This window comes from bacterium (assembly GCA_016873475.1).
In the GTDB taxonomy this organism is placed as follows: Bacteria; Krumholzibacteriota; Krumholzibacteriia; order JACNKJ01; family JACNKJ01; genus VGXI01.
Window position 1 is genome coordinate 16,607 of record VGXI01000004.1, and the last position, 19,105, is coordinate 35,711.

At 74.3% G+C, this 19,105-nt stretch carries 12 protein-coding genes and 1 pseudogene; 6 read left to right on the forward strand and 7 right to left on the reverse strand.

Going from position 1 to position 19,105, the window contains the following annotated elements; all coding sequences use genetic code 11:
• Positions 1 to 44: 44 nt before the first annotated feature.
• The 3 genes from FJ251_00870 to FJ251_00880 all read left to right on the forward strand — a co-directional run bounded on the left by FJ251_00870 (position 45) and on the right by FJ251_00880 (position 5,361).
• Positions 45 to 1,907, forward strand: coding sequence for an ABC transporter ATP-binding protein (locus tag FJ251_00870; GenBank protein MBM4116290.1), 1,863 nt, complete (start codon positions 45 to 47; stop codon positions 1,905 to 1,907).
• Positions 1,904 to 3,790, forward strand: a complete 1,887-nt coding sequence (locus FJ251_00875; GenBank protein ID MBM4116291.1) for an ABC transporter ATP-binding protein — start codon at positions 1,904 to 1,906, stop codon at positions 3,788 to 3,790. The genes FJ251_00870 and FJ251_00875 overlap by 4 nt, the downstream gene beginning before the upstream one ends.
• A gap of 98 nt (positions 3,791 to 3,888) precedes the next feature.
• Positions 3,889 to 5,361, forward strand: coding sequence for a hypothetical protein (locus FJ251_00880; GenBank protein MBM4116292.1), 1,473 nt, complete (start codon positions 3,889 to 3,891; stop codon positions 5,359 to 5,361).
• Here FJ251_00880 and FJ251_00885 read toward each other — a convergent pair.
• Entirely contained in the window at positions 5,358 to 6,485 is a 1,128-nt protein-coding gene (locus FJ251_00885) for a DegT/DnrJ/EryC1/StrS family aminotransferase (GenBank protein ID MBM4116293.1), read from the reverse strand. The two genes, FJ251_00880 and FJ251_00885, sit on opposite strands and share 4 nt — an antisense overlap.
• 1,548 nt (positions 6,486 to 8,033) lie before the next feature.
• Here FJ251_00885 and FJ251_00890 point away from each other — a divergent pair.
• Both FJ251_00890 and FJ251_00895 read left to right on the forward strand, forming a co-directional pair.
• The gene (locus FJ251_00890) at positions 8,034 to 13,061 is read left to right on the forward strand and encodes a carboxypeptidase regulatory-like domain-containing protein (protein ID MBM4116294.1); all 5,028 of its coding nucleotides are present in this window, start codon (positions 8,034 to 8,036) and stop codon (positions 13,059 to 13,061) included.
• A 17-nt stretch (positions 13,062 to 13,078) separates the two neighbouring features.
• Positions 13,079 to 14,002, forward strand: a complete 924-nt coding sequence (locus FJ251_00895; GenBank protein MBM4116295.1) for a hypothetical protein — start codon at positions 13,079 to 13,081, stop codon at positions 14,000 to 14,002.
• Here FJ251_00895 and FJ251_00900 read toward each other — a convergent pair.
• The 5 genes and pseudogenes from FJ251_00900 to FJ251_00920 all read right to left on the reverse strand — a co-directional run bounded on the left by FJ251_00900 (position 13,999) and on the right by FJ251_00920 (position 17,554).
• Positions 13,999 to 14,304 (reverse strand): winged helix-turn-helix domain-containing protein, encoded by a 306-nt coding sequence (locus FJ251_00900; protein MBM4116296.1) that lies wholly within the window; start codon positions 14,302 to 14,304, stop codon positions 13,999 to 14,001. The two genes, FJ251_00895 and FJ251_00900, sit on opposite strands and share 4 nt — an antisense overlap.
• A 33-nt stretch (positions 14,305 to 14,337) precedes the next feature.
• Positions 14,338 to 14,709: pseudogene (locus FJ251_00905) on the reverse strand (Crp/Fnr family transcriptional regulator).
• Positions 14,706 to 15,467, reverse strand: a complete 762-nt coding sequence (locus FJ251_00910) for an SIMPL domain-containing protein (GenBank protein MBM4116297.1) — start codon at positions 15,465 to 15,467, stop codon at positions 14,706 to 14,708. The pseudogene FJ251_00905 and the gene FJ251_00910 overlap by 4 nt, the downstream one beginning before the upstream one ends.
• Before the next feature lie 241 nt (positions 15,468 to 15,708).
• A complete protein-coding gene (locus tag FJ251_00915; GenBank protein MBM4116298.1) occupies positions 15,709 to 16,812 on the reverse strand; it encodes a hypothetical protein in 1,104 nt (367 codons plus the stop codon).
• Between the two features lie 511 nt (positions 16,813 to 17,323).
• The gene (locus FJ251_00920; protein MBM4116299.1) at positions 17,324 to 17,554 is read right to left on the reverse strand and encodes a hypothetical protein; all 231 of its coding nucleotides are present in this window, start codon (positions 17,552 to 17,554) and stop codon (positions 17,324 to 17,326) included.
• Here FJ251_00920 and FJ251_00925 point away from each other — a divergent pair.
• Positions 17,526 to 18,395: a Zn-dependent exopeptidase M28 gene (locus FJ251_00925; protein ID MBM4116300.1), complete on the forward strand. Its 870-nt coding sequence runs from the start codon at positions 17,526 to 17,528 to the stop codon at positions 18,393 to 18,395. The genes FJ251_00920 and FJ251_00925 overlap by 29 nt on opposite strands.
• On the opposite strand, the gene FJ251_00930 is transcribed toward FJ251_00925, so the two are convergent.
• Positions 18,392 to 19,060 (reverse strand): hypothetical protein, encoded by a 669-nt coding sequence (locus tag FJ251_00930; GenBank protein ID MBM4116301.1) that lies wholly within the window; start codon positions 19,058 to 19,060, stop codon positions 18,392 to 18,394. The two genes, FJ251_00925 and FJ251_00930, sit on opposite strands and share 4 nt — an antisense overlap.
• Between the last annotated feature and the right edge of the window lie 45 nt (positions 19,061 to 19,105).

Sequence of the window (19,105 nt, forward strand, 5' to 3'; positions counted from 1 at the left end):
ATTGGACGCTTTAGTTAGCGAAGACAACATAGGCTGCGTCCGCAGTGCTGTCCATTCAAAAAGCGCGCCGGCTGCCGCCTTGCCCCGCGGGGCGCGCCCACCTAGACTGTGCCCTCGCCCGGAGGTGTGGGATCCGACTCCTCATCCGCCTGCGCCCCTACCTGGCCCGCCACAAGGGACGCTTCGCCCTCGGCCTCGTCTGCCTGCTCCTGGCGAACGCCGCCGCCACCGCCGTGCCCTGGCTCGTCGGGCGGATCGTCGACGGCCTCCGCCAGGCGCAGCTCGCGGGGGGCGCGTTGCCGCCCGGGTTTCTCAGTCGCAGCGTGCTCCAGCTCACCGCGCTCTCGCTCCTGGGGGGCGCCTTCATGTTCGGCATGCGCTGGCTGCTCATCGGCATCAGCCGGGACATCGAGTACGAGCTGCGCCGCGACTTCTTCGCCCAGCTCCTCCGCCTCGACCCGCCCTACCACCAGCAGCAGTCCGTCGGCGACCTGATGGCGCGCAGCAGCAGCGACATCGGCAACGTGCGGATGCTCCTGGGCCCCGGCATCATGTACACGCTGAACACCGCGGCGGCGCTCGTGATGACCCTCGCGCTCATGGTGGCCACGGACTGGCGCCTCACGCTGCTCGGCCTCAGTCCCCTGCCCCTGCTCAGCGTGATGATCTACTTCATCAGCAGCCGCTTCCACCACGGCTATACCGCGATCCAGGAGCAGTTCGGGCGCCTCAGCACGCGCGCCCAGGAGGCGCTCGCCGGCATCCGCGTCATCAAGGCCTTCGGCCGCGAGGCGAGCGAGCAGGCCCGCTTCCGCGCTGAGGGCATCGCCTACACCGAGGCCAACCTGCGCCTCTACCGGATGATGGCGCTCTTCATGCCCTCGCTGAAGCTGCTGAGCGGGCTCTCGATCGTGCTCATCCTGCTCTACGGCGGGCGAGCGGTGGCGGCCCAGCGGCTCAGCCTGGGCGACCTGGTGGCCTTCATCCAGTACATGCTGCGCCTGAGCTGGCCGATGGCCGCCCTCGGCTGGGTGACCGGCATCATCCAGCGCGGCAGTGCCTCCTGGCAGCGCTTGCTCGCCGTGCTCGACCGCGAGCCGGCGATCCAGGGGCCGCCCCCGGCCGCCGGCGACGCACCCTTGCGCGGCGATCTCGATGTGCGCGGGCTCAGTCTCGCGCTCGGCGGCCGGCCCGTGCTGCGGGACCTCAGCTTCCGCCTGCCGGCCGGCGGCAGCCTGGGCATCGTCGGGCCGACGGGCAGCGGCAAGACGACCCTGCTTCGCCTGCTGCCGCGCCTCGTCGATCCGCCGCCCGGCACGGTCTTCCTCGCCGGCCGGGACATCACCGGGCTGCCGCTCGCCCAGCTGCGCGCCTCGATCGCCTGGGCCGGGCAGGAACCGCTGCTCTTCAGCGAGAGCCTCGACGCCAACGTCCGCCAGGGCGACCTGGCGATCCCCCCGGCGGCGCGCGACCGCGCGGCAGCGGCAGCGGCGGTGCTCGAGGAGATCGCCGGCTTTCCCCAGGGCTGGGACACGCCGATCGGCGAGCGCGGCGTGACCCTCTCCGGCGGTCAGCAGCAGCGGGTCAGCCTGGCGCGCGCGCTCCTGCGCGAGGCGCCCCTGCTCATCCTCGACGCTCCCTTCGCCAGCGTCGACACGCAGACCGAGGAGCGCATCCTCACAGCCCTCCGCCAGACGGCCGGCGCGCGCTCGCTGATCCTCGTCAGTCACCGCGTATCGACGGTGCGCCACTGCGATCAGATTCTCGTCCTCGAGGGCGGGCGGATCGTCGAGCGCGGCGACCACGCCGGCCTGCTCGCCACCGGCGGGCTCTACGCCCGCCTCCACGAGCGGCAGCTCCTCGAGGACGAGCTGGACGGCCTGCGCGCGGAGGGCGAGCTGGCATGAGCGCACCCGAGTTCGGCCAGCCCGATCAGGCCCCGCAGCAGGTCTACGACGCGCACCTGATGCGCCGCGCCCTGGGCTACCTGCGGCCCTACCGGCTCCAGGTCCTGCTCGGGGTGCTGCTGCTCGTCGCCGCCTCGCTGGCCGGGCTGGCCGGCCCCTACCTCGTCAAGCTCGGCATCGATCAGGGCATCGTCGGCGGCGACGGCGGCCGCCTTCTCCAGCTCGCGCTGCTCTTCGCTCTCCTCCAGGTCGCCGAGTTCGGCCTCGGCTACTGGCAGACGCTCATCGTCGCCCGCCTCGGCCAGCGCTTCATGCTCGACCTGCGCCTGCAGCTCTTCGCGCACGTCCAGCGCCTGCCCGTGCGCTTCTTCGACCGCAATCCGGTCGGCCGCCTTGGCCAGCGCTTCATGCTCGACCTGCGCCTGCAGCTCTTCGCGCACGTCCAGCGCCTGCCCGTGCGCTTCTTCGACCGCAATCCGGTCGGCCGCCTGATGACGCGCCTGACGAGCGACGTCGAGCTGCTCAACGAGATGTTCAGCTCCGGCCTCGTGGCGATCATCGGCGACTTGCTCACGCTCGCCGTGATCCTCGGCTACCTGCTCGCCCTCAACGTGCGCCTCGCGCTGATCACCTTCGCCCTCCTGCCGCTGCTCGCCCTGATCACGCTCTACTTCCGCGGCCGCCTGCGCCGCAACTTCCGCGACGTCCAGCAGCGCGTGGCCGCGCTGAACGCCTTCCTCCAGGAGCAGCTCAGCGGGATCGAGGTCGTCCAGGCCTACGGCCGCGAGCCGCGCACCGCGGCGCAGTTCGAGACCCTCAACCGCGCCCATACCCGCGCCCACCTGGACAGCGTCTTCAACTTCGGGCTCTTCTACCCGCTGGTGGAGCTGGTCGCCGTGCTCTCGATCACGCTCAGCCTCGGCGTCGGTGGCGCCTGGTACGCGGCCGGGGGCGCGCTCAGCCTCGGCGACCTGGCCGCCTTCATCCTCTACGCGCGGCGCTTCTTCCAGCCGATCAGCGACCTGAGCGAGAAGTTCAACATCATGCAGGCGGCGATGGCCTCCAGCGAGCGCATCTTCCGGCTGCTCGACACGGAGCCCGAGCCGGCGGTCCCCGCCGCGGTCGCGGCCCCCTCCCGCCTGCGCGGAGAGATCCGCTTCGAGCGGGTCCGCTTCGGTTACGACCCCGAGCGCCCCGTGCTGCAGGACATCGACTTCACAGTCGCGCCCGGCGAGCGCATCGCCCTCGTCGGACCGACGGGCGGCGGCAAGTCCAGCCTCCTCGGCTTGCTGCTGCGCTTCTACCGGCCGCAGGCAGGGCGCATCCGCCTCGACGGCATCGACCTCGCCGCGCTGCCGGACGCCCTGCTGCGCGCTCAGGTCGCGCTCGTCCAGCAGGAGATCTTCCTCTTCCCGGGCAGCATCGCCGAGAACATCCGCCTGGGCAATCCGGCCATCGACGATCGCCGCCTGCGCGAAGCGGTCGCGGCGGTCGGTGCGCTCGACTTCATCGAGCGCCTGCCGCAGGGCTTCGCGACCCCCCTCCTCGCGGGGGGCGGCGGCCTCTCCACCGGCCAGAAGCAGCTGATCGCCTTCGCCCGCGCGCTCGCCCACGATCCCGCCCTGCTCATCCTCGACGAGGCGACGAGCGCCGTCGACACGGAGACGGAAGCGCTCCTGCAGCGCGGCCTCGAACGCCTGCTCGCCGGGCGCACGAGCGTGGTGGTCGCGCACCGGCTCTCGACCGTGCGCGGAGCCGACCGCATCCTCGTCGTCCAGCGCGGGCGCATCGTCGAGAGCGGCCGGCACGATGCCCTGCTCGCCCTGGGCGGCCTCTATGCCCGCCTGCACCGTCTCCAGTATCTCGGCGCCGCCGAGGCCTAGCCGCGCTTCGGACCCATCCTTGCAAGTTCGGCCTGCGAGCGGCCGCGTCATGGCGCGCGGCGGCCCGGGCTGCCTGATCCTGCCGCGTGAGGGTGCCGATGCTCCTCGAGCAACTCGCGAATGACACCCGCCTCGGGCGCACGCCGGATGCCGAGGAGCGCGCGCTGGTCGCGGACCTCGATCGCTGGGCACCCGATGCGCCGCCTCTGGACGGCGCGCTCGCCCGCCTGGCCGACGAGGAGCACTTCCTCCGCCGCCGCCAGGGTCTCTGGGAACTGCTCGCGAGCCAGGAGCGCGCCAGCCGCCAGCGCAGCCTCGAGGCGGTGATCGGCGCCGCGCAGCGCGAGGACCAGGGCGGCCTGCGCCTGCTCTTCAGCTTCCTCTGCGGCCGGCCGCGCAGCTTCCTCTATCCGGAGCGCATTGCCTCGCTGCGCCACACGGAGCGCCTCGGCCGGCGCCTCCTCTTCAGTCAACCCCCGCGCAGCGACGAGGAGCTCGCCTGGCTCGAAGCCCTGCAGGGCCTGCTCGCGCGCCACGCGCCGGCAGAGTTCCCGGACGTCCTCGGCCCGCTCCGTCAGTCCCTGGTCGGCTTTCTCGCCCGCGCCGAGACGCTGACGCCGCCTCTGCCCTCGCCCTACGCGGATCTGATCGCCCTCGAGGGCCGTGCGGCCAGCCTGCGCGGCGCCCGCCTCGTCGATCAGGTCGGCGAGTACGATCCGGCGGCGCTCGCGCGCCTGCTGCCCCTCGTCGTCGCGCTCGACGAGTGGCAGGGCGACCTGCAGAACCTCGTCGCGCAGGGTGCGCGCGGCCTCCGCCACCCGCTCGAGCAGTTCCTCGGCGAGGAGGAACTCGCCGGCTGGCAGCGCAGCCTCGCCGGCGAGGAGCGCCTGCCCGCGCGCCTGGTCGCCGGCTGGGTGCGCTGGATGAGCGAGACGGAGATGGTGGGCAACGAACCGGCGGCCTGGGTCGGGCTCCTGCGCACGCTCGGCGGCCGCCGCTATCGCAAGACGATCTACGCCGCGCTGCTGCTGCCCCTGCGCTGGCGACAGCGGCGTCTGGGTCTCGACGCGCGCCCGCCCGCCGAACTCTTTCGCGGCCCGGCCGTGCTGCAGACCGAGGGCCTCTACTGGGTCGACCTCGACGCCCTGCTCTGGGCCGACTGGGTGAGCCCCGACGGCCGCCCGGCGAGCCCCGCAGCCTGGCGAGCGCCCGACTCGCCGCTCGCGCTGCTGCGCAGCCGCGTCCAGGACGACGCCTTCTGCGAGACCATCCTCGACAACCCGAAGTGGTGCGCGCGCAACGGCACCGTGGCGATCATCGCCCGCGCCAGCCGCAGCCTGAAGATCCTGCTGCGCATCGCCCGCGAACGGCGCCTGCACTCCGGCGCGGCCAACCGCGGCGTACCGATCGCCCTGCTCGAGAATCCCACCGGGATCCCGCTCTCGGCGCTGCGCCCCTTCTTCGGCCCCCGCTACATCTCCCACCACGAGCTGAGCGCTCTCGCTCGCGGAAGCAGCGGCGTGCGCCCGGAGATCGTCCGCGAGGCGCGGGAGATGATCAAGCGCGGCTAGCCCCGTCCGTAGAACGCGGCCAGGCTGTCCAGCACGCGCTGCTCCCGCGCCGCCCCCAGCTCCGGATAGATCGGCAGGGAGAGGACCTCGCGCGCGAGGCGCTCCGTCACCGGCAGCGGCCGCCGCGCGCCGGCGAGCCCCGCGAAGCAGGGCTGCCGGTGCAGGGGCACGGGGTAATAGACGGCGGCGCCGATGCCCGCCGCCTGCAGGTGCGCGAGCAGGGCGTCGCGCGTGCCGTCCAGCACCCGCAGCGTGAACTGGTGGAAGACGTGCTCCTCGCTGTCGGGCGCGGGCAGGCGGGGCGCGCGCAGGCGATCGGCGAGGCCGCGCGCGGCGATGCCCTCGGCGTAGCGGCGCGCGATCGCGCGCCGCTCGCGGTTCCACTCCGGCAGATGCGGGAGTTTCGCGTGCAGCACCGTTGCCTGCAGGGCATCCAGGCGCCCGTTCACGCCGACTTCCGCGTGGTGGTAGCGCCGGGTCTCGCCGTGGTTTCGGTAGCGGCGGGCGCGCTCGAGCAGCGCGGCATCCGGGCCTGCGAGCAGGCCGCCGTCGCCGGCGCCGCCCAGGTTCTTGCTCGGAAAGAAGGAGAAGGCGCCGATGTCACCGAGACTGCCGCTCGCGCCGAGGGCGTCGCGCGCACCCACCGACTGGGCGGCGTCCTCGATCAGCCGCAGCCCCTGAGCGGCGGCCAGGGCGCGCCAGGGCCGCCAGTCCATCTGCCGGCCGTAGAGGTGGACGCCGATCGCCGCCTTCGTGCGCGGCGTGATCAGCGCCTGGGCGTCCGCGGGATCCATGAGGAAGTCCTCGTCGACGTCGACGAAGACGGGCGTCGCCCCGCGCTGCACGACCGCGCCGGCGGTGGCGAAGAAAGTGAAGGCCGGCAGCAGCACCTCGTCGCCGGGACCGATGTCGAGCACCGCGAGCGCGATGATCAGCGCCTCGCTGCCGCTGGCGACGCCCACCGTGGCCGGCACGCCGAGGAACTCCGCCATCGCGGCCTCGAAGTCGCTCACCGCAGCGCCGAGGATGAAGCTCTGCGCAGCGAAGAGCGCGTCGACGCGCGCGCGGATGTCCTCGCGCAGGGCCGCGTACTGGGCGGGCAGATCGAGCTGGGGCACCCTCATCCCGGGAACTCCCTTCGCGGCGGGCGCGCCACTCTAGCACTTCCGGCCCGCCTGACGGAGACGAACTTGCAACACAGGACGGGAAGACAGGAAGGAGCCTTTCCCGATGATCCGCAGCGCCCGCCTCGCCGCCTCAGCGCTCTCGATCCTTTCGGCCCTCGCGGCGCCGGCCACGGCGCAAGATGATGGCGGTCTTGCAAAAATCCAGCGCCTCGAGGGCGGTCGGTACCGCCTCGAAGTCGGCGCGGCCAGCCTCGCCCTGCTCGGGCCGGGGATCGCGAGCCAACTGGGCAGCGTGGCCCCCGTCTATCCCGGGCCGGGACGCCAGCTCCACAACCCGGCTCTGCTCGGCATGCTGCGCCGCCCGCTCTTCGCGGCGGATCTCGCGCCCCCCCTCGAGCTGGACCTGGGCGCCCGCCTCGACCTCGACGAGCGGCTCCGCGACGAGACGAACGCGCTGCTCGCCGACCAGATGGCCGAAGACGGCCTTCTCGTCGCGAGCCGCGGCGAGGCGGCGGTCCGGCACCCGGGCGGCCTCAGCGCGGCCGGTCTCGCGCTGCCCGGTCGCCACGGCGCGCTCGCCCTCGCCATCGACGCGCCCTTCCGGCTGGACCTCGACCTGCTCGCCACCGGCATCCAGGCCTGGGCCGACATCGAGAAGACCGTGGGCGAGGAGACGGAGATCGTCGCCCTGCGCGCGGATCTCGACGCCGCCCTGCGCCTCGCCCTCCACGCCCGCCGCTACAGTCTCGCCGTCGGCAGCGAACTCGCGCCCGGCTTCTGGCTGGGCGCCGGCCTCGACTGGCTGGCGCTGAGCGCGCGCGTGGACGCCCTCGCCGACACCGAGGGCGTCATGGCGACCAACGGCCGCGAGTTCAGCTTCGGCGATCCGGAGGACCCCTGGGAGAACTCCCTGGATCAAGAGCTCACGGGCGACTACGCCGGCCAGGGCTGGACCCTGCGCGGCGGCCTGGGTTGGCGGCCCTTCTCGCGGCTGGCCATCGGCCTCGTCTACCAGCGCACGCCCTCGCTCACGCTCGCCGGCGAGGCCGCGCTCTCGCTGCGCCGCCTCGCCGCCTACGCGGACGGCGGCATCGATCCCAGCCAGCTCTCGCTCTCCCGGCCGACCGAGACGGTGGCCGTCGCGAGCCCGGTGGACGACGCGATCGCCGTCGAGCTGCCGAGCAGCCTCAGCCTCGGCCTCGCCGGCTTCCTCGGTCCGCTCACGCTGACCCTGGACGGCAGCCTCTTCCAGGGCGACCTGCGCGTCGCCTACCTCGACGCCGCCGGAAGTCTGCGGCCCGCCGGCCTCGCCAAGCTCGGCCTCGCGACCGGGCCGCTGGCCCTGTCGGCCGGCGTGCTGCTCGTGCGGCCCCGCCTCAGCCTCGACGGCGAGACGGAGAGCCTCGACCCGCTGCCCCTGCCGCTGCTCGGCATCGGCGGCGGCTGCCGCTTCGGCCAGCACCTGCGCCTGGACGCTGCGCTCGGCGCCGCGCCCCTGCCCTCTCTGCGGCTCAGCGCCGCGTTGCTCCTCTAGGACCGCCGGAGATGCCCATGCCCAGCTCGCGCACCGCCTGCCTCGCCGCCTGCCTCGCGCTCGCGGCCGCCGCGCCCGCCGCAGCCGGCGACCTCCACCCGACGAGCCTGCCCCAGGGTCTCCTCGCGCAGACCGACAGCGTGATCATCGCCTGGTCCGAAGCCCTGCGCTGCCAGCTGGAGCTGGGACCCGCGCCGGATGCCCTGTCGCCCCTGGCCGGCGCGGCTGGCGGTCCGGGGCGCCTGGCCTTCGTGCCCGCGGCCCTCGGTCTGGGCGCGGGTGTCTGGGCCGCGCGCCTGGTCAGCCTCGACGGCGAGAGCAGCAGCCTGCCCTTCACGCTCATCGTCGAGTCCGCGACGGCGCCCAACCTGATCGCCCCGGGCAACGGCAGCGAGCTCGAGCCCGGGGGCGTCCAGCTGCGCTGGGAGCCCGTGCTCGGCGTTCCTTACTATCACGTGCTCTTCAGCGACCAGGAGATCCTCATCGAGGAGAACGCCGAGGGCGACCCGGTGATCGTCGGCGCCTCCTTGATCTGGCAGGCGATCACCCCGAGCACCGCCATCGCCTACGGCGCCGCCGATCCCAGCGGCGTCTTCACGGCCCCGAATGGCAATGCGCCGCCCCTGGTCGCCGGACCCGAGTACAACTGGCTCGTCCTCAACAACTACGGCAACAACCCGGCCCTGACGAGCACCCGCCAGGCCGGGGTGGCGGCCTTCCGCATCGCGCTGCGCGCCGGTCTCGCGGCGCCGGAGCTGCTCGCGCCGGCGGCCGGCGACAGCCTCGCCGCCCCGGCCCTCGAGTTCGCCTGGACTGTCGCAACGGGCGCGTCGCACTACCAGTTCACCCTCACCCGCATCGTCGACGAAGACGGCAACGAGGGCGCGGTGAGCGTCTTCGAACAGGTGACGAGCCAGACCCAGCTCAGCCTGCCGGCCGCCGATCTCCTCGTCGACTCGCGCTACCGCTGGAAGGTCTACGCGCTCGACGCCACGGGCCAGGGCGCCGCGAGCAGCCCGCGCGAGTTCCACTACCGCGTCGCCATGGGTCAGGTGACGCTCTACACGCAGGACGGCCACGGCCAGCCCCTCCCCTACGTGCAGGTCGTCCTCACCCCGCTGGGCGGCGGCGGCAGCGCGCTGCCGGTGATCACCGGCAGCAGCGGCGGCTGGGAGGAGGAGCTCGTCGCCGGGGCCTACCGCGTCGAGGCCAGCAAGGGCGGCCACGAGACCGCCAGCGCCGAGTTCTCCCTCGACGCGAACGGCACCTGCGAGCGGGTGCTCGTGCTGCCCGCGAGCCCGGCCACCCTGGCCGGCGGCGTGCGCGACACTGCCGGCCAGCCCTTCGCCCATGCCCAGGTTCGCGCGCGCAACCTGCAGACGGGCGAGCTGCGCCTGGCCACGAGCACGGCCGGTGGCGCCTTCTCGCTCGGCGTGACCCCCGGCCAGTGGGGCCTGCGCGCCACCGCCGCGGGCTACCAGAGCGCCGACAGCCTGCTCCTCAGCGCGCAGGCCGGCGCCTACCAGACGCTGCCGGCGCCGCTGCACCTCGCCCCCAGTGCCTGCTCGCTCGCCGGCAGCGTGCGGAACACCGGCGGCCAGCCGATCCTCGCTGCCACGGTGACCGTCGCCGGCGCGGAGGGGAGCCAGAGCGCGCTCACGGGCGCCGACGGCAACTTCCAGTTCAACCTCGCTGCCGGCAGCTGGACGCTGACGGCGAGCAAGCCCGGCTACGTTCCGCCGGCGCCGCGCCCGATCAGCCTCGCGCCTGGCCAGCAGCTGAGCCTCGCGCCCCCGCTCGGCCTGGACGCCCAGGCGGCCATCCTCAGCGGCTACACGCGCGGGGCCGCGGGTGTCGTCGGCGGCGCGCTCGTCACGGCAACGCCGGCGAGCGGACTGCCGCGGGCCGTCACCGCGAACGCGCAGGGCGCCTGGCTGCTCAGCCTGCCGGCTGGTACCTGGACGCTGACGGCAAGCAAGGCCGGCTACAGCGGCGCCGCGCCCCTGCAGCTCACCCTCGCCGCCGGCGCGGAGCAGAGCGGCCTCGCCCTTCTGCTGGTCGCCGATCCCTGCGCCGTCAGCGGCCAGGTCACGGACGGGACCCAGCCGCTGGCGGGGGCCACGGTCAGCGCCGGGGCGGCCACCGCCACCAGTGCCTGGGACGGCGGCTTCAGCCTCACCCTCGCTGCTGGGGAACACCGGCTCGAGGCCTTCCGCACGGGCTACACGAGCGCGGCGGTGCTCCTGAGCCTGGCGTTGGGGCAGACCGTGAACGGGGTTGCGCTCGCCCTCACGCCCGGCGCCGCCACGGTGAGTGGCCGCGTGTTGGCGGAGGGAGCGCCGGTGGCCGGGGCCCTGCTGCAGCTCGCGGGCCCGGCGTTCACCGCCGAGCGCACGAGCGGCGCCGCTGGCGACTTCGCGATCAGCGCTCCGCCGGGCGCCTACACCCTCAGTGCGAGCAAGAGCTGCTTCATCGCCGGCGCGCCCCTCGCCCTCACGCTGGCCGCCGGGCAGACCCTGCCGGGACAGGACCTCCTCCTCACGCCCGCCGGGGCGCGGCTCGCCGGACGCGTGGTGGTCGCGGGCAGCGGCGCCGCACTCGGCGGCGCGCTGCTGGCGGCCGCCTCCGCCCAGGGCGACTTCACGACCAGCAGCGCGGCCGACGGCAGCTGGGCCCTGCTCCTGCCGGGCGGCCAGAACTGGGCGCTGAGCGCGCTGAAGAGCGGGCACGCCACCGCCACCGCGCAGACTCCCTTGCTCGCCGATGGCAGCGCCTGGAGCGGCGACTTCGCGCTCAGCCCCCAGGCCGCAGCGCTTGGCGGCTGCGTGCGCGACGAGAGCGGCCTCGCCCTGGCGGGGCTGCGCATCGCGCTGCGGCCGAGCGCAGGCGACAGCCTGCAGTGCCTGACGGACGCCGCCGGCCGGTATGCCTTCGCCTGCGCGACGGGCCCGGCGACCCTCAGCGTCGGCGCCCCGGGCTACGCGCCCTACAGCAGCGCGCTCGCCCTGCCGGACGGCGCGAGCAGCCTGGACATCGTCCTCGACGCGCGCTTCGCGCGCCTCGCCGGCAGCATCCGGGATGGCGAAGGCGCGCCGCTGGCCGGGGTCCTCCTCACGGTGAGCGGCGCCGCGAGCGGGTCGGCGCTCAGCGACGCGACTGGCGCCTTCCTGCTGCCGCGTCTCCTGGCCGGCGCCTCGACCCTCAGCGCCAGCAAGCTCGGGTACGCGCCGCTCAGCCAGAGCCTCGCGCTCGCCGAGGAAGAGGACGCTGCGCTGTCCCTTGCCCTCGAGCGCCTGCTCGGCACGCTCGCGGGGCGCGTGCTCGATTCCGCGGGCGCCGGCCTGGGCGGCGCCAGCCTGCAGCTCCGGGCGGGCGCGGCGCTCGTCGCCCAGACGCTCAGCGCGGCGAACGGCGACTTCGCGCTCGGCGGCCTGGACCCGCTCGCGCCGCTGGATCTCTATCTCAGCCTGGCCGGCCACTCCGTCCTCGGCGGCAACCCGCTGCGAGACCTCCTGCCGGGGGGCGAGCCGCTCCTGCTGCGGCTCGTCCCGGACGATGGCCGGCTGCGCGGCAGCCTGACCAGCGCGACTGACGGCGCGCCCGTCGCCGGCGCCCTCGTGAGCGCGGTCGACGGCGCCGGGGTCTACGCCGAAACGCGCAGCGATGCCGGGGGCGCCTTTGCGATCGGCGCCCTGCCGCGCGCTTCGCTCTACACCCTGCACGCCGACGGGCCCGGCTGGGCGGCACTCAGCGTCGCCGGCCTCGCGCCCGACGGCGCGCCGCTCGCCCTCAGCCTCGAGCCGGCCGGCGCGACCGTCTACGGCAGCCTCGTCGCCGACACTCCGGGCAGCGGCCGGCTGCCGCTCGGCAGCGCGCTGCAGGCCATCCCCGCCGAGGGCGGTCCCCTGCGCGCGCTCGCGCTGAGCGCCCTGGGCGAGTACAGCCTCGAGGCGCTGCCGCCCGGAGACTTCCTGCTGGTCTGCCGCGTCGACGGCTGCCTGACGCTCCCGCGCCAGCAGAGCGTGCGCGTCGACGAAGGCCAGGTGCTCGGTCCCTATGACTTCGAGTTGGTGCCGACTCCGCTCGCGAGCCTCGCGATCAGCGGCCTCGAGGAGCTCGAGGGCGGCCAGAGCGCGATCTACCAGGGCGCGCAGCGGGCTGCCGACGGCGAGTCGCTGGACTACCCGCTCATCTGGAGCCTGGAGCCGCCTGGCGCCGGCACCTTCGATACGGCCAGCGGCCGTTTCGCGGCGCGCGCCGACTTCCTGGGCACCGCCACGCTGCGCGCTCGGCATGCGGCCAGCGGTCTCGGGGCCGCACGCGCGGTCACCGTCGGCGCCCGCCTGACACCGCAGACGGCGCGCGCGCTGGACGACGGCGCCGGCCTGCGCCTGCGCGTGCCTGCGGGCGCTCTCGGCCAGGCGACCCGCATCGGCCTGCGGCGCGAGACGCCGACGCCGCTCAAGCGGCGCGCCGGGAGCTATCGTGTTGAGGGCGAGCTCTACCGCTTCCTCCCCAGCGGGCTCGCGTTCGCGGACAGCGCGCAGCCGACTCTAACGCTGCCCGTTCCCAATCCGCTGTTCAACGAGCGCCTCGCGCTGGGCTGGTGGGACCCGAGCGGCCTCGCGTGGACGGCGCTGCCGGGCACGAAGGGCACCCAGGGGCTCAGCCGCGCGCTGGCGCACTTCTCCGATTACGCTCTGCTCGTCGCCAACGCGCCCCTCGGGGTCGGCGAGGCTCGACTCTCCGCGAATCCCTTCAGTCCGGCCCTCGCTCCCCTCGAGCTGCGCTTCACGGTGAGCAGCCAAACGATGGCCGCACCCCTCGTCGACGTGGAGGTCTTCAACCTGCTCGGCGACCCCGTGTGCCGACTCCTGCGCAGGCAGGCCCTGGCCGTCGGCGTCGAGCACAGGCTCGCTTGGGACGGCCTCACACAGGCCGGCGAGCTGGCCCGGAACGGCCGCTACCTGCTGCGCATCCGCGTCGAGGACGGCGGCGAGGCAGCCGAGCGCATCCTGCAGGTCGTCCTGGTGAAATGACGAGGAGGCCCCACGCCATGCTCGCCTACGGAACCTTGCGGCGCGGCGTCGCCGCGTTCGCTTTCCTGCTTGCGCTCGCGCCGGCCGCGCGCGCCGGCCAGAGCGCCCTGCCCGGCGCCTTCGCCGACATCGGCCTCAGCGCCCGCGCGATGGGCATGGGCGGCGCCGCGGCGGCCGGCTTCGGCCGCGCCGCGGATCTCAGCGGCAATCCCGCAGGGCTCGGCGGCCTCGTCCGGCCCGAGCTCTCCGCGCTGCAGACCGAGCAGTTCGGCCTCGTGCCGACCTACTACCTCGCCGCGGCGCGCCGCCTCGGCGGCGCCGGCTTCGGCCTCGGCCTGCTGTCGAGCGGCGACGCGCTCCTGCGCGAGAACACGCTGCTGATTGCCGGCGGCCGTCCCCTCGGCGACGGCCGCTTCGGCGCGCTCGCGCTCGGGCTGGCGCTCAAGCTGCGCCACGCCGCCTTCGGACCGGAGGGCGATCTACCGGGCATCGAGGGCAGCGCCTACGGGGGCGCCATCGACCTGGGTCTCCAGCTCCGGCGCGGCAGCGCCCGCTACGGGCTCTTCGTGGAGGAACTCGCCAGCGACCTGCGCTGGCAGAGCAGCGGCCTGGGCGCCTATCACGAGGGCGTGCCGCCGACGCTGCGCGCGGGCCTCGGCGTCGACGCGGGCGCCCTCAGCCTCGCCGCAGACCTCGAAGTCGCCCTCGAGGCCGAGCGCGCGCACAAGGCGGCCCTCGGCGTCGAGTGGCGGCCGCATGCGGTGCTCGCGCTGCGCGGGGGGCTGAGCCAGCGCCTCGCGACCCAGGAGCAGCGCTTCCTCAGCGCCGGCCTCGGTCTGGGCGCCGGCCTCGAGGGCGGCCGTCGCTTCCAGTTCGACGCCGCCTATCTCTTCCACGAACTCGGCGGCAGCCTGCGCCTGGAGGCCGCCCTCCTGCTCTAGGCCCGATCGCCGAGAATCGCCCGCAGGCGGCGTGGGTTCTGCACCCAGATCCCCGAGCGCGTCAGACGCAGCGCGCCTTCTCGGGCGAGCCGATGCAGGACGCGCGAGAGCGTCTCCGGGCTCGTGCCGACCATCTGCGCCAGCTCGCGGCGCAAGAGGGGCACGGTGACCGCCGCGCCGCTCTCCAGGCCCATCCCCGTGTCGGCCAGGAAGGCCAGGAGCTGCCGCACGGTCCGCGTGCGCACGTTTTCGTGGGCGAGGGCCAGCAGCAGCTCCTCGGAGACGCGCAGCTCCCTGGCCATCAGGGCGAGCAGGCGGGCGCAGAAGCCGGGCGACTGCGCGAGGAGCCGATGGAAGTAGTCGCCGGGGATGGTGCAGAGCTCGAGCTCGCCCACCGCCTCGGCGCTGGCGGCGAAGGGCTCCCCGCTCAGCAGCGGCCGATAGCCGAGCAGGCGGCCCCGCCCGAGCAGGCGGATGATCAGGGGATCGCCCGTCGCGCTGGTCTTGCTCAGCTTGACGATGCCCGAGCGCACGCAGAAGACGGCCAGCGCCGGATTCCCTTCCTGGAAGACGGTCTGCCGATCCCCGTAGCGGCTGACGGAAATCGCGGCCCGATCCTGGCCCGGATCCAGGCCGGCCAGCTGGCAGAAGGCCGCTGACTCGCGGCTGCCGCAGAAGCTGCAGGCCTCGCCCACCGCGCGCCTCAGCGCAGCTCGAACTCGAAGGTGCTGACCACGCGGATCTTCTTGAGCGGCGTGCTCGTCGGGCTGTAGGGCGCCGACTCGTCGTTGCCGTCGCTGCCGAAGATCTGGATCGCGCCCTGGTTCGCCGTGCGAATGCGGCCCACCGCGGCCCCCGCGTCGGCCGCGAACTGGCGCGCCGTCTCGCGGGCGTTGGCGGTCGCCTCGGCGAGGAGCTGTGGCCGCAGGGCGCCGAAGGCGGTGACGGCGTAGCGCGGATTGGCGAAGCCTCCTTGCTCGCCGTCCAGGACGACGCCCGACGCGACGAGGCTCTCCGTCGCCCCGACCGCCTTCGCGATGCGGTCGACATCCGGCGTCGTCACCTGGACGGAGCTGGTCAGCACGTAGCGGAAGCGATCGCCGGCCTGGTTCTCGCCGTACTCGCGAGCCAGCTTGTCGATGATCCGCGTGCCCTGACGGCTGATCGCCTCGGAGGGAAAGCCCTGCGCAACCAGGAAGGCGACAGCGGCTTCCCGGTCGGCGCTGATGCGGGCGTGGGCTTCCTTGAGGTCCGCGCCGGCGCGCCGGAAGTAGAGGGTCCAGGTCGCCTGGTCGGCCTTGACCTCTTTCTCGACCAGTCCCTTGACGGTCACCGTTCGCGTCTCGGAGCGAAAGCGCGCGACCCCGCCGCCGATGAAGCGCCCTGCCAGGGCGAGGCCGACGACGAGACCGAGGGCGAGGATCGCCGCCGCCGGTACCAGGTCCCTGCGCTCCGAGATCGCCATGTCCGCACCCCTTCCGCGCTGGCAAGCAGGGGAGCATAGCGAGTCCTGCGACCGGAGTAAACAAGAAGCGGATCTGGCCCCCCCCCTGCCGCGCTAGAAGCGCCCCATGCACCCGGATGCCGATGCCGTGCTCGCCGGAGAAGGGCGCGGCGAACTGGGCGGCCTTCAACGCGAAGGCCGCGGACATCGTCCGCGGCCCTTCGCCCTTCAGGCCCCTACCGCTGGCGAGCGGGTCCGGGGACTAGTCGAGCAGGCTGCTGTCCAGCAGGTAGTCGAACTGGGCGAGGTCGGGCTGGAAGACCAGGTCCGGCTCGTCCGGATCCCCCACCTTCACCGTCTTGTCGAGATCCCGGAAGGTGATCACGACGACGGGGCCGAGATCGGGGGCGAGGAGGTAGAGCCCGAGGTCGCGGCGGGCGATGCGCGTGCGGGCGCGCTCGGGAATGTACTCCTCCGGGATCGCGCTCTCGCCGGGCTCGGTGTTCGGATTGCGCTGGTTGCTCAGGTGGAGATCCGCCTCGAGGCTGACGCGCACCCAGCGGCAGCTCGGAATCACCGTGTCCGCGAGATCGGGAAAGAGCGAGTCCACCTCGGCGCCGACCGAAGCGTAGGCGAAATTCTCCGCGGCGATGACCTCGCCGACGATGCGCACGGCAGCGATGCCGTCGACGTAGGTGTCGTGATCGACGTCCGAGGGATCCCAGGGCGTGTTGCCGGGCTGGTTGGTGCCGTCGTAGAGGCGGCGCGGATAGTCGAAGCCGACCGCCTCGTTGACGAGGACCTTGCCGACTTCATCGCCGGCGTAGTCCACCGGCATGCTCTCGTCGCTGTAGTCGGCGAGCAAGGCCTCCCAGCGCAGCGTGCCGAAGCGAATCCACGCGTAGGGCAGGCCCTCGCCGAAGGCGAAGCTGCTGTCGGTGGCGCCCCCTTCGCCGACGACATCGTAGCCGCCGCTGGTCGCATCGAGGTACACGGTCAGCTCGTGCCGGAGCTGGCCGCCGAGATCCGCCCGCCCGGTCGTGCGCCCCAGGAGGGCGAGGTCGCCCCCGGCGCCGCCCGCGCTGCACTCCCAGCGGGTGTTGCCCGACGGCAGGCGGGGATCGAAGTAGTCGAGCGTGGTGTCGGGGCTGAAGACCCCCTCCTCCTTGCGGACGAAGTTCCACCACTCGCCGGCGGCGAGGGGCAGGAAGTTCGCGCTGAGGGGCGCGAGCCCCGTGCCGCCCGCGCCCGTGGGCCCCTTCGACTCGTCGTCGGAGCAGGCGCCGAGCGCCAGGAGCAGCGCGAACAGGACGAAAGCCCCCGTCAGACCGGGGCGCCGCCAGAGGAGACTCGGCCGCATCGCCATCCACCTCGTTGCCGGGCGCGCAAACGCGCGCCGTACCATCGTTTTCGGAGCCGTGGGGACCCAAGCAGTCTATTGCCCGTCCGCGCTCCGAGCAAGGGGGATTTTCACCACTTGCGGGCGCGCCCGCCTTGCGCTAGGCATTCGGGATCCACCCCAGCCGGAGCCGCGCCATGGTCCAGCCGCCTGCCGCCCCCGCCCGCCGCCTCGCGCTCAGCCTCGCCCTGCTCGGCGCCCTCGCCGCCCGCCCCTCGGCGGCCCAGCCGCTCGCCGCCGACACGCTTCGTCTGCGCGCCACCCTCGACGAACTCTGCGCGCCCGCCTGCGCCGGTCGCCGCAGCGGCAGCCCGGGCATCGAGGCCGCGCGCCGCGCGCTGACGGCGCGCCTGGTCGCGCTCGGCCTGGAGCCGCTGCCGGGAGCCGAGACCTACGCGGCCCCCTTCGCCGTCCAGGGCCTGGCGCTGGACAGCCTGCGCGGCCGCCTGCTCGATCCGGAAGGCAAGGTGACGCCGCTTCAGCTCAGCCCCTCCGCACCTGGCGCCCCCCTCGGCGCTGTCCGGCTCGCGCCCTGGCCCGCCGGCGGGCCGCTCCCGCTCACCGCGCGCGGCGCCCTCGTCGTGCGCCAGGGTCCGGCCGCCTCGGCCGGCGCCGAGAGCTTCTCACCAAACGCCCTCCTGGAAGAGGTGCGGGCCGCGGGCGCCCTCGGCCTGCTGCTCGTGCCGCACCCGGCCGATTCCGCCGGCATCCTGGCCCGGCATCGGGCGCGCAGCCAGGGCCGCGACCCGCGGGTCTACGCCCTCGCGGGCGAAGCGCCGGCGCCCCTGCTCGCCTTCGCCGACGGTCCGGCCGCGCCCGGCGTCTTCGCCGGCGCGACCGCCCAGCCGATCGGCTGGCGGCTCGCGCTGCCCGGCGGGCAGGCTCTCGCTCACCGGGGCGTCACTCCCCCCGGGCGCCTGCGCGCCTCGGCGGCGCCGGCGGAGACGGCGCCCGTCGTGCTGCTCTGCGCCCACCACGACCATCTCGGCGAGGGTCCCGAGGGCGTCTTCCCGGGCGCCGACGACAACGCGAGCGGGGTGGCCGTCCTCCTCGAAGTCGCGCGCCTGCTCGCCGGCCGGCCCCTGGCGGCCGAGGTCCGCTTCCTATTCACCGATGCCGAGGAGCTCGGCATGCTCGGCGCCAAGGCCTACCTCGCGCGCTGGGACCCGCCCGCGCTCGCGATCAATCTCGACTCCGTGGGCCGCGCCGGCGCGATGAGCTACCGTCAGCTCCGCGATCCGGCCGCCGCCAACCCACGCCTGATGATCCACTGGACCTCGGCGTCCGGCGACAGTGCCCTGGACGCAGCCCTGGCCGCCCGGGGCTTCCAGGTGCAGCGGGGCGAGGGCCCAATGTTCGCCCTCGGTGGCGATCACCGCGCCTTCGTGGAGGCCGGCGTCCCGGCGCACTTCCTCTTCGGCGGCTTCCACGCCGACTACAACACGGTGCACGATCGCCCCGAGCGGATCCTCGTCGGACGCCTGGCCTCCCTCGCCGAGGCTCTGGCCGACTTCGTCGCTGCGGGACCGGCGGCCCCCGCGCCGCGCTAGGGTTGCTCGCCTGCCAGCCAGCGGAGGAACTCGGCCGGCAGCGCCGGCCGCGCCGCGAGGAGCCACGCGCCGCGGCTGCGGCAGTCGAGCCGCTCCAAGCGCCGGGCCGGGCCCGGCTGCGCTGCCGCGAGGGCTCGCGCCGCGGCGAGGGACTCGGCGTCCTGGTCGCAGACCGCGAGCAGGACGGGCTGCGGCGCGCGGGCGGCCTGGGAGTCGAGATCGGCCGGCGCCAGGGGCGACAGCAGCAGGGCGCCCGCGAAGCGGCCGCCCCGGGGCCCCGCGAGCAGCTCGAGCGCCAGCGCCGTTGCTTCGCCCTCGGCGGCCAGCAGCCAGGGGCGGCCGGCCAGACCCGGCTGCTGATCGACGAAGGCGAAGAGGGCCTCGAGATCGCGAGCGAGGAGGGCGCGGGCGGGCCCATCCCAGCGCGGGGCTGGCGGCACGGGCCCGGCAACGCTGACCCGACTCTGGCCTTCGCCCCGGAGGTCGGGCAGGAGGACCTCGACGCCGAGGGCCTGGAAGGTCCCGCCGAGGCTCGCCAGGGAGCCACCCGCGACGCCGCGATCGTGCAGGAGCAGGGCGATGGGCCGCGGCTGCGCGCCGGAGGGCGTGCGCAGGTAGCCGCCGACGAGGGCGAGCGAGTCGGCGGTCCAGATCTGGAAGCGCACCAGGTCCTGCGCGCGGAGGGACCCGCGGCCGGACGGTTCGGCCAG